Origin of the sequence: Runella sp. (assembly GCF_027484545.1) — a bacterium.
Taxonomy (GTDB): Bacteria; Bacteroidota; Bacteroidia; order Cytophagales; family Spirosomataceae; genus Runella.
Window position 1 is genome coordinate 19,902 of record NZ_JAIXST010000132.1, and the last position, 10,608, is coordinate 30,509.

Consider the following 10,608-nt stretch of genomic DNA (forward strand, 5'->3'; position numbering starts at 1 on the left):
TTGAAAAAACTATAGGCTATTTTAACCTAAAATGGCAATTTTTTGATAATTAAAATGTTAATTTAAGATAAATAATTGCTATGTATTTACAAGCAGGCTCCCTACATATCTTCTACGAAAAAGGCTTTCTACGTCAAATAAAACAAAACGATACGGAAGTAATTCGGATGATTTATTTTGCCCTGCGCGACCATAATTGGGGGACGCTTGATCGGAGAATTGAAAATGAAGTAATTGAGAGTTACGAAAATCATTTTTCTATTTCCTATACTTGTTTGAATATAATTGAGCATCAGGAGGTGTTTGGTGAGGATACAAACCACGACGGCGCGGAAGCGATTTTTGAGTGGAGAGTAAAGATTACGGGGGACAGAGATGGAAAAATAACGTTCGAAATTCAGGGAAAAGCAGTGCAGGACGTTCGCCGAAATCGAGCCGGTTTTTGTATTCTTCATCCCATAGAAGGAGTCGCTACGCAACCCATAACCATCATTCACGATGCCGACTCCGACACGGAAACATACTTTCCTCGATATATTGCTGCCAATGATCCTTTCCTGAATATCCGTGCAATGCGCTGGCAGACAGCCAGCGGGGGAGTGTATCAGCTTGATTTTGAGGGAGATATTTTTCAAACGGAAGACCAGCGTAACTGGGGCGATGCCTCTTACAAAACGTTTTGCACGCCTTTGTCGCTACCGTTTCCCGTTCAACTTTATAAAGGAGATAGCGTTTGGCAGCGGGTTATGTTGAGTGTGCTTTCTGCTTCCGCAACGACTCTTATTTCTGATAAAGGGAAGGTTGAAAGTAAAGAGCCAAAGTCGTTTGCGTTGGGCATTGCCGCATCCGTAGAAACTGAAACCCTGCCTGAAAAGGCCATAGATTTGCTGAAATCATTGAATTTGAGCCATTACCGAATCGACTTAAATCCTTCTTTAGACAATTGGATTACAGATTTCTCCAATCATTGTGAAAATGCAGCTTTGCTGAATCTGCCATTAGAAATTGCGTTGTCGTTAGACAATGAATATGAAAAACAACTGGCCGATTTTATAGGGGTATGTCAGCAAAATAGATTCAGAATAGTCAACCTGCTTTTGTTTTCAAACCATAGTTTGACCACTCCGCAGGAATTGATCGATCAAATTCCTCATTTGAAATCCCAACTTCCGAATGTAAAAATCGGCATAGGGACCAACTATAATTTTACCGAACTCAATCGTAATCGTTTTGAGGCAGGGGACACCGATTTTATCACTTTCTCCTATCATCCGCAAGTACACGCCTTCGACGATTTGTCGCTCATTGAAAATACGGAAACACTGCGTTATCAAGTGGAAAGTGCCGAAAAATTGTACCAAAAACCCGTTCACGTATCTTTTATTACTCTTCGCCAACGCGCTAACCCTTACGCAACCAATGCTGCGAATTTTTCAGTACCCATTGATAGACAGGCTGACGGTCGTCAAAAAACAGAATTCGGAGCTACATGGTTGAATGGCGTTTTAGAATATCTGGCTACAACGAATGTGGCCTCTGTTACCATCTTTCGTACGGTAGGGGAGTTAGGATTACTATCTTTGGTAGGAGAACCTTATCCCATTTTTGAGTGCCTGCGACATTAATTTTTATTTTTTCTTCTTTTGCCGCAAGTTTTTTTCAGGACTTACATCTAAACCTTTAAATCGGAAACCGTTTGGAAGAAAAGCAGCTTCTTCAAGGCTTACAGGCACGCCAAGAATCGGCGTTTAAGTATTTAGTTAATACCTATCAAACTAAGGTATATAACACCGTATTGGCCATTGTTCAGAATCCTGAAGAGGCTGAGGATGTGGCGCAGGAGGTATTTATGGAGGTGTATGAATCCATTGAGAAGTTTAGAGGCGATGCCAAAGTCAGTTCTTGGGTGTATCGAATTGCAACCACTAAAGCCTTGGAAGCGTATAGGAAGAGAAAAACGCAAAAACGATGGGGAGGTTTTTTGAGCAGTTTATTTGGGGAAAATGACGAAGTAATACATCACCCTGTTGATTTTGTTCATCCCGGTGTTGTACTCGAAAACAGAGAAAGGAGCACGATTTTGTTCAAAGCCATTGGAAAACTCGCTGATAATCAGAAAATAGCCTTTACGCTCCATCATGTCGAAGGACTGAGCTATCATGAAATTACGGAAGTGATGCAGTTGTCTCTGTCGTCAGTTGAATCTCTTTTGTTTAGAGCCAAATCCAATTTAAGGACCTTGTTAAAAGACTATTACGCAAAAGAAGTCAATTGAAATAACAGCATCGGCAATCATAAAACCATAAAAACGAAGAGACTATGGAAAAGCACTACAACAATGAGGAAGCGATTGAACGGACGCTTCAATCGCTGGAAGGCATCCAACCGGCCGAGCCGAATCCATTTTTTTATACCCGTCTACAGGCTCGGATGGAACAAAAGTTTGTAAAAAAAACGGGATGGCAATGGCGACCAATCTATGTGTATGCAGCACTGGGGTTGGTTTTATTACTGAATTTTGCGACGATTTACACGCTTACCCACACCCCCACTAAAAATACATCTACTGTAGACAGTTTTGCCAATGAGTATGGATTGAATTCCGTCAGCAGCTTAGATACAAATTAATCAAGATTATGAACAATTTCTTCCAAAACCGATACGTATGGCTCGTGATTTTGGGGTTGTTAGTGTTCAACCTCGGGTTGCTGGGTTGGATTTGGTTTTCACCCCAAAATCGCCCTCGTGAAGGAGGGAATCCCGCGAGTTTTTTAGAAAAGAAGTTGAATTTTACTAAAGAACAAAAAGAGCAATTCCGTTTACTGAGAGAGGACCATCACAAGAAAACCCAAGCCATTCGAGATAGTGTCAGACAGATGAAAAGGCAGTTTTTTGAGCAATTGGGAAAACCAATGTCCGAATCTGATGTTGAAAGAGTAACTGCTGATATTGCTAAAAAAATGGCGCGGGTTGACAAAATTACCTTTCAACATTTTAGAGAAGTACGTCAACTATGTACTCCTGCACAGCAGCAAAAATTCGATGAAGTCATTGACGAAATGTTAGAACGCTTGGCCGCCAGTGCAGAAGGCAGGGGAAGACCACCGCGAGGAGCAGGTCCACCTCAACATAGCGGACCGTCACAGGAACGCCTGCCGCAGGAAGGCTCCAAACCAAAAGGGAATTTGCAGTCACAAAGAACTCGGCAACATCCTGATTCTCATCGACAGGGAGACTTTCCCCCAGAACAAAGACCTACTCATGACGGTCCGCCACCGCATAACGGCCCCCCCCACGATGGACCGCAGCCTTTTGATGGACCGCCGCCGAGAAGGGGAATGCCTCCACCTGATGGCCCGCCACGCGGAGGCCCGCCACCACATCGCAACCCGCCGCGCGAGAATCCTCCTCCAGTAGATTCTATTAAGAGAAGCTATTAAACAAAAAATAAAATCTCGGTATGCAGGGAATTGTTTTCTCCTTTCTGCACACCGAGATTTTTATTTGTTCGCTATTGCCCGTGTACTCACGGAAACTTTTCAGAAACTAAGCTGATTGCAGGACTTTCCGACTCCGTAACCAATCCGGACGGGTCGTGTGAACCTTCGCACCCAGTTCGTTAAGGATAGAATACAAGCCGAAATAAGTACGGTTGATGTAAAGACCATCTTTAGAACCGCGTGCTACTTTTGAATTTCGAATTTCTTCGACTTTGGCCAATTTATCCGCAAAGGCATAGACCGAGTCAAAGTAGGTATGGTCACCAAAATCAAATTCATCTACGGCAAACGGTTTTCCAAGCATCAGAATCATCTGTCTGAATAAATCAGAAAAGAGGGCTTTTTCGCGCGGGGCATCTTCTTTCACTAAGAATTCCAGGTTATAGAAAATCTTTTCAATCAAAGCTTCGTCGTCAATCGTATCGGGATTGATGAGTGTAAAATAATTTTCGTAGAAATAATCGGGAATGACTTTCACACAGCCAAAATCAATTACTCCCATTGTTCCATCGCTGCGCATCAGGAAATTGCCCGGGTGCGGGTCGGCATGAACTTGGCGCAGGTGATGCACTTGGTGGTCATAAAAATCCCAAAGCAATTGCCCGATTTGATTACGAACCTCCTGCGAAGGATTGGTGAGTAAAAAATCCTTTAAGTGCATTCCTTCCAACCAATCCATAGTTAGAATACGTTTGGAAGAAAGCTCCGGGTAGTATTTTGGAAAAATCAGGTCTTCGATGTGCTTGCAAGCCTCTGAGATTTCAATCGAACGACGCAGTTCAAGGTCATAATCGGTTTCTTCCAGAAGTTTGGTTTCCACTTCTTCGGTGTAGCGTTCTACGTCTTTTTCGTTGAGTCCAAACAGCGTTACGGCCATGGGTTTTACCATTTTGAGGTCCGAACTGATACTTTCAGCTACGCCGGGGTATTGCACTTTTACGGCCAAGTGTTTTCCGTCTTTCCACGCTTCGTGCACTTGTCCGATAGAAGCCGCATTAGCCGCATTGATGTCAAATTTGTCGTATAATTCGTGCGGTGCTTTGCCGAAATACCCCCGAAACGTCTTCACTACCAATGGCCCGGATAACGGCGGGGCCGAATATTGAGACATTTGAAATTTGTCCACGTAAGCACGGGGCAATACGCTTCGGTCCATGCTCAACATTTGAGCAACTTTGAGTGCCGAACCTTTCAATTCACTCAATGACTCATACACATCCGTGGCGTTGTCTTGGTGAAGCTCGTCGCGCGTTGTGCTGGGGTCAATGATCTTTTTGACGTTGTATTTCAGGTAATTACCGCCAATTTTGGCACCTGTTTTCAAAAACTGAGTAGCGCGGGCTACTTTGGAGGTGGGGATTTTATCTTGAGATTTCATTTATCAGACGTAAAGTATGGAGTAATCAGTATAGAGTAGTGAGCAGTAATCCTTTCTCAATACTCTATACCTGTTACTCACTACTTATTTATTTTGATACACAAATTTTGCTAAGTCAAACACGGTATCTACGATTGATCGACCCATAAGGTCGAAGCCTGTGTTGACTGTTTTTTCGATGGCTGTGTCGGTCAATTCAAAATTGCGACTGGTGTCTTTTACCCAAAAATCCAGAATGTACAGTGTGTTGATCCAAAGAGCATCCGGATAACGATTAGATACATAAGGACGCGGAATGATTTCCTGACTTTCCCGGCCTTCATACAATAAATCGTGGGCAAATGTGAGAAATGCCTCTTTGAAAGGGCGGATTTCCTGTGGATTTTTGGCAGCTATCGGTTGGGGTAATTTGCGGTAACTGTACGTCACAAAACTGCGGTTGGATTTCAAAACTTCTGCCCAAGTGTAATAAAACGCCAGCAGCTTTTCGCGAACCGAGTAACCTAAGTAAGTTGGGTCATTTTCGGCAGTCGTGCGTGCCTGTTGGAAAAATGATACCCATAAATCCATTTCTATGGCCTCAAACGAGGTATAAAACTCGTACAATTCTGCCTCAGCCATTTTGAGTTTTTTGGCAAAAGAGTAGAAAGAGGCAGGAGCTTTGCCATTGTCGAGGACGTATTCGACGTATGTTTTTCGGATTTTCTCGATTTTTTCCATTAGTCAATGAATTATCTGTTATCAGTTGAACTGTTATTCGTTATAGGTCTCATTCAGTGTTTCCGTCAATCACCCATGAAATGTTAAAACACCTTATTTACAGAATAACAGAACATAAACACAACGAACTATGCTGAAAAAAGGTTTGGAGAAATAGTCGAATTTATGACTGTCTGCCATTTTTAACGGACTTAGTTTGAATCCTAAAAGAACGTTGTACTGAAGCTGCTGTCCCTGAATTTAAGGCCAACGTCTCTTCAATGACCGAAAATCAAAATAAATTTGCTTTAAAGTGCGGTGAAAAGTAGAAAAATCTAATTTTTTGACCAATATGAGTAGCTTTTGCAGAAAAAAAGTCGTACTTTTGCAGCCGTTTTTCAATTATATCTTTCACATTTTAATCTGAGGTTACAATCATGTATTTAACATCGGAAGTAAAAAAAGACTTGTTCAAAAAATATGGCAAGTCGGAAAGCGATACCGGTTCATCTGAATCACAAATCGCTTTATTTACCCACCGTATCAACTACCTAACCGAGCACTTGAAGTTGCACAAACATGACAGTGCTACTCGTCTTGGTCTTTTGAAACTGGTAGGAAAGCGCAGAAGATTGCTGAATTATCTCCAAAAGAATGATATCAGTCGTTATCGTGCCATCATCGCGGAACTGAATATCAGAAAGTAAAGCGATACTTAAACAGGGAATTCCAAGTCTTGGGATTCCCTGTTTGTCATTTTTCTTCTCTCAGTAAGTAAATTATTTTTTTTTGCGGTTTTATAAAAAGAGCCTGTGTCATTAGCGGAAGAGCAGGTACAAAGCGGTTTTTTAATTCTTCTTTCATGTTTAACATCATCACGAAAACCATCACCCTCCCCGATGGTCGTATCATTACAATCGAAACAGGCAAATTAGCCAGACAAGCCAACGGCGCAGTAGTAGTGCGTATGGGTAACACCATGTTGTTGGCAACGGTTGTTTCTAATCCCGAAGCAAGACCTGGCACTGATTTTTTGCCACTTTCGGTTGATTACCAAGAAAAATTTGCTTCTGCCGGACGTATTCCCGGAAGCTTTCAGAAACGCGAAGGGCGGCTTTCTGACCACGAAGTACTGGTGAGCCGTTTGGTTGACCGTGCTTTACGCCCCATGTTTCCCGACGATTTTTACGCGGATACTCAAGTAAACGTATTTTTGATTTCGGCAGATGCTGAAGTCTTGCCGGATGCATTAGCGGCTTTGGCAGCTTCATCGGCATTGATGATTACGGATATCCCTTTCAACGGACCCATTTCTGAAGTTCGGGTAGCTAAAATCAACGGTGAATACATCATCAATCCTCCCACTTCACAACTCAAATTAGCTACACTTGACCTCATCGTTGCGGCGTCTGAAAAAGACATTTGCATGGTGGAAGGTGAAATGAGCGAAGCCTCTGAAGAAGAGATGATTGAGGCCATTAAACTGGCGCACGAAGTCATTAAATTGCAGTGTGCAGCTCAAAAAGAATTTGAAGCAGAAGCAGGCAAAACTGAAAAACGTGCTTTTGAATACATTGTACACGACGAAGAACTTCGTCAGCAGGTACGCGAAGCTTGCTACGATAAAATTTACGCCGTAGCGCGGGTAGGCAGCGCCAACAAGCAAGTTCGTAAAGATGGCTTTAAGGCGGTAATTACCGAATTTTTGGCGGAATATAAAGCAGCAAACCCAGATACCTACGACGCAAAAGTAGGGCTTATCAAGCGTTACTACCACGATTTTGAGTGGGAAGCATCGCGTCGTTTAGTATTGGATGAGCGTAGCCGCTTGGACGGACGTGCTCTTGACCAAATTCGTCCGATCATGTGCGAGGTAGATTTCTTACCTGCACCGCACGGCTCGGCTTTGTTTACCCGTGGTGAAACTCAATCACTCACTACGGTGACGTTGGGAACGAAGATGGACGAACAAATCATTGATACTACCATGTATTATGGGTATAGTCGCTTCATGTTGCACTATAACTTCCCCGGCTTCTCGACGGGTGAGGTAAAACCGAATCGTGGAGTTGGTCGTCGTGAAGTAGGACACGGGAATTTGGCGCACCGTTCTTTGAAAAAAGTGTTGCCTCCCGATGACGAAAACCCTTACACAATTCGTATTGTATCGGATATTTTGGAATCAAACGGTTCCTCTTCCATGGCTACGGTGTGCGCAGGTACATTGGCACTGATGGATGCAGGGATTAAGATCAAAGCGCCCGTTGCAGGCATTGCGATGGGATTGATTACTGACGAGGCAGGAAAATACGCCGTATTGTCTGACATCTTAGGGGATGAAGATCACTTGGGTGACATGGATTTTAAGGTAACTGGTACCGAAAAAGGAATTACCGCTTGCCAAATGGACCTTAAAGTAAATGGACTTTCGTACGAAGTGCTGGCTGAAGCCTTGGATCAGGCGCGTCGGGGTCGTTTGCATATTTTGGGGGAAATGAAGAAAGCCATTACCGAAGTAAGGGAAGAACTCAAACCTCAGGCACCGCGTGCGGTAGTGATTCAGATTGCGCAAGACCAAATTGGTGGCGTAATCGGGCCAGGTGGTAAAGTGGTTCAGGAAATTCAACGCGTATCCGGTGCAACGGTGACCATTGAAGAGCGCGATAACATGGGGTATGTGAGCATCTTCTCTGCAAACGCAGACAGCATGAACATTGCCGTAAAACGTATCAAAGGCATCGTCGCGATTCCTGAAGTGGGAGACGTTTACCCGGGAATTGTAAAGACAATCCAACCTTTTGGTGCTTTTGTTGAATTCATGCCGGGCAAAGATGGACTTTTGCACATTTCCGAGATTTCATGGGAACGTCTCGAAAGCATGGACGGTGTTTTGCAGGTAGGTGAAGAGGTACAGGTGAAGCTGGTTGAGCACGATAAAAAGACGGGTAAGTTTAGACTTTCACGTAAAGTATTGTTGCCTAAACCAGAAGGATTTGTAGAAAGACCGCCTCGTGAAGACCGTGGCGACCGTAATGATCGTGGCGGAGATAGGGGTGGCGATCGCCGTCGGGATGACAGTCGAAGACCCCGATAAGTATATTTTAGGTTTTTTAACTTAAATAAAAAATAACAATCAACTTTTGATTCGCTTTTTTCGTTATACACAAAGAAAGCACCAAAGTAAAGATAAATGAGACAGCTTAAAATCAGTAAGCAGATAACCAACCGTGAAAGCCAATCTCTTGACAAGTATTTGCAGGAAATTGGTAAGGTGGACTTGCTAACACCCGACGAGGAAGTAACTTTGGCGCAGCGAATTCGGGAAGGCGATCAACAAGCCTTGGAAAGATTGACCAAAGCTAACCTTCGTTTTGTGGTATCCGTTGCTAAACAATACCAAAACCAAGGGCTTTCGCTCGGCGACCTTATCAATGAAGGAAATTTAGGACTCATCAAAGCAGCTCAACGCTTTGACGAAACCCGTGGTTTTAAATTCATTTCTTATGCCGTTTGGTGGATTCGTCAATCCATCTTACAAGCATTGGCAGAACAATCTCGTATCGTGCGCCTGCCATTGAACCGGGTAGGTTCGTTGAACAAAATATCAAAAACGTTTTCTGACCTCGAACAAAAATTCGAGCGTGAGCCGTCACCCGAAGAATTAGCCGAAGTATTGGATATTTCTGCTAACGAAGTGGTTGACACACTCAAAATTTCAGGTCGTCACGTTTCGATGGATGCACCGTTTGTGCAGGGAGAAGAAAACAGTCTGTTGGATGTTCTCGAAAACGACATGGAAGAAAAGCCCGACCAAGGGCTGATCAACGATTCGCTTCGTAAAGAAGTAGCTCGGGCGCTTTCTACGCTTACCCAACGGGAGTCTGATGTGATTGCCTTGTACTTCGGATTGAATGGAGAACACCCCATGACCCTCGAAGAAATCGGCGAGAAATTCAACCTGACTCGCGAACGTGTACGCCAAATCAAAGAAAAAGCCATTCGTCGCTTGCGTCATACCTCACGCAGCAAAGCGTTGAAGACGTATCTTGGATAAATCGTCGGAATGACAAAACAATAGAAAGAGACTGTCTCAAAAGGGCAGTCTCTTTTTCGTTTTTATTGATGATTTTATGTAAATCCATTTTTTATTCTTAGATTTACATAAAAACCGTTTAGGAAATGATAACAAGAACTTTAGCTTCTCGTCTGTTGGAGCTTCTTACTAAATTTCCTATACTATCGCTTACCGGCCCGAGGCAATCGGGAAAAACGACACTGCTGCGTCAACTTTTGCCCAATTAACGCTACGTGTCTTTAGAGAATCCCGATGAGTTGGATTTTGCTCTTTCAGACCCCCGCCGCTTTTTGGATACCTATGCTGGGCAGGTCATTTTTGATGAAGTACAACGCGCTCCAAAGTTGTTCAACTATTTACAACAGCGCGTAGATGAATCTCGACAGATGGGACAATATGTGCTGTCGGGCTCGCAGAATTTTCTATTGATGAAAGGCATTACGCAAAGTTTGGCAGGTCGAGTTGCTATTTTTCGATTGTTTCCCTTTTCATTCGGAGAGTTACAAGCCGTTGATTTATTGGCGACTACTCCGGAACGGGCAATGTTTACGGGTTTTTATCCGCCTATTTTTGACCGAGGGTTGCATCCTTCGGATTTTTACGCTAATTATTTTGAAACTTATGTGCAGCGAGACGTTCGAGAGCTTCAGGCCGTGCAAAATCTCACGCTTTTTCGGACCTTTGTTCGGTTAGCGGCAGGGCGGGTTGGGCAACCGGTGAATTACCAAAAATTGGCTTCTGATGCAGGAATATCCTCCGCAACTTCCCGTGAGTGGTTGAGTATTTTGGAAACGAGTCATTTGGCGTTTATGCTGCCACCCTATTATAAGAACTTTATTGAAAACTCAGTAAAAGTGGTTCAAGCCATACTAAGTAGTTGATTTACTTGCTCTTGTGTCAGATTTTGTTGTTTTATAAAATCTTGAAACAAAATAAAATTTGCTAAAATTTTCAAT

At 43.3% G+C, this 10,608-nt stretch carries 10 protein-coding genes; 8 read left to right on the top strand and 2 right to left on the bottom strand.

The window, feature by feature from the left end:
• The first annotated feature begins 80 nt into the window (after positions 1 to 80).
• From Q0081_RS11945 to Q0081_RS11960, 4 genes are all read left to right on the top strand, one after another.
• Positions 81 to 1,625 (top strand): hypothetical protein, encoded by a 1,545-nt coding sequence (locus Q0081_RS11945; RefSeq protein ID WP_298353276.1) that lies wholly within the window; start codon positions 81 to 83, stop codon positions 1,623 to 1,625.
• 71 nt (positions 1,626 to 1,696) lie between these two features.
• Positions 1,697 to 2,275 (top strand): RNA polymerase sigma factor, encoded by a 579-nt coding sequence (locus tag Q0081_RS11950; protein WP_298353279.1) that lies wholly within the window; start codon positions 1,697 to 1,699, stop codon positions 2,273 to 2,275.
• Positions 2,276 to 2,319: 44 nt separating this feature from the next.
• On the top strand, positions 2,320 to 2,628 hold the full coding sequence (locus tag Q0081_RS11955) for a hypothetical protein (protein WP_298353284.1): 309 nt from the start codon (positions 2,320 to 2,322) through the stop codon (positions 2,626 to 2,628).
• An 8-nt stretch (positions 2,629 to 2,636) separates the two neighbouring features.
• Positions 2,637 to 3,440 carry a Spy/CpxP family protein refolding chaperone gene (locus Q0081_RS11960; protein ID WP_298353287.1) on the top strand — a complete coding sequence of 268 codons (804 nt, stop codon included), beginning with the start codon at positions 2,637 to 2,639 and terminating at the stop codon, positions 3,438 to 3,440.
• 106 nt (positions 3,441 to 3,546) lie between these two features.
• Here the strand turns inward: Q0081_RS11960 and Q0081_RS11965 are convergent, their stop codons facing one another.
• Together Q0081_RS11965 and Q0081_RS11970 are read right to left on the bottom strand one after the other, a co-directional pair.
• Complete coding sequence (locus Q0081_RS11965) at positions 3,547 to 4,878, bottom strand: AarF/ABC1/UbiB kinase family protein (RefSeq protein ID WP_298353290.1); 1,332 nt, start codon at positions 4,876 to 4,878, stop codon at positions 3,547 to 3,549.
• Positions 4,879 to 4,962: 84 nt separating this feature from the next.
• The gene (locus Q0081_RS11970; protein ID WP_298353293.1) at positions 4,963 to 5,598 is read right to left on the bottom strand and encodes a TetR family transcriptional regulator C-terminal domain-containing protein; all 636 of its coding nucleotides are present in this window, start codon (positions 5,596 to 5,598) and stop codon (positions 4,963 to 4,965) included.
• Between the two features lie 416 nt (positions 5,599 to 6,014).
• Between Q0081_RS11970 and rpsO the strand changes: the two genes are divergently transcribed.
• The 4 genes from rpsO (at position 6,015) to Q0081_RS11990 (ending at position 10,533) form a co-directional block, all read left to right on the top strand.
• Entirely contained in the window at positions 6,015 to 6,284 is a 270-nt protein-coding gene (gene rpsO, locus Q0081_RS11975) for a 30S ribosomal protein S15 (protein WP_298353296.1), read from the top strand.
• 155 nt (positions 6,285 to 6,439) lie between these two features.
• Complete coding sequence (gene pnp / locus Q0081_RS11980; RefSeq protein WP_298353299.1) at positions 6,440 to 8,671, top strand: polyribonucleotide nucleotidyltransferase; 2,232 nt, start codon at positions 6,440 to 6,442, stop codon at positions 8,669 to 8,671.
• Positions 8,672 to 8,767: 96 nt separating this feature from the next.
• Positions 8,768 to 9,631, top strand: a complete 864-nt coding sequence (locus tag Q0081_RS11985) for an RNA polymerase sigma factor RpoD/SigA (protein WP_013930257.1) — start codon at positions 8,768 to 8,770, stop codon at positions 9,629 to 9,631.
• A gap of 254 nt (positions 9,632 to 9,885) precedes the next feature.
• A complete protein-coding gene (locus Q0081_RS11990; RefSeq protein WP_298353311.1) occupies positions 9,886 to 10,533 on the top strand; it encodes an ATP-binding protein in 648 nt (215 codons plus the stop codon).
• Positions 10,534 to 10,608 lie beyond the last annotated feature (75 nt).

Excerpts from the sequence above, each read along its gene's own strand:
- Q0081_RS11945 (WP_298353276.1), top strand. The coding sequence starts at position 81 with ATGTATTTACAAGCAGGCTCCCTACATATCTTCTACGAAAAAGGCTTT.
- Q0081_RS11955 (WP_298353284.1), top strand. The coding sequence starts at position 2,320 with ATGGAAAAGCACTACAACAATGAGGAAGCGATTGAACGGACGCTTCAA.
- Q0081_RS11960 (WP_298353287.1), top strand. The coding sequence starts at position 2,637 with ATGAACAATTTCTTCCAAAACCGATACGTATGGCTCGTGATTTTGGGG.
- Q0081_RS11965 (WP_298353290.1), bottom strand. The coding sequence starts at position 4,878 with ATGAAATCTCAAGATAAAATCCCCACCTCCAAAGTAGCCCGCGCTACT.
- Q0081_RS11970 (WP_298353293.1), bottom strand. The coding sequence starts at position 5,598 with ATGGAAAAAATCGAGAAAATCCGAAAAACATACGTCGAATACGTCCTC.
- rpsO (WP_298353296.1), top strand. The coding sequence starts at position 6,015 with ATGTATTTAACATCGGAAGTAAAAAAAGACTTGTTCAAAAAATATGGC.
- pnp (WP_298353299.1), top strand. The coding sequence starts at position 6,440 with ATGTTTAACATCATCACGAAAACCATCACCCTCCCCGATGGTCGTATC.
- Q0081_RS11985 (WP_013930257.1), top strand. The coding sequence starts at position 8,768 with ATGAGACAGCTTAAAATCAGTAAGCAGATAACCAACCGTGAAAGCCAA.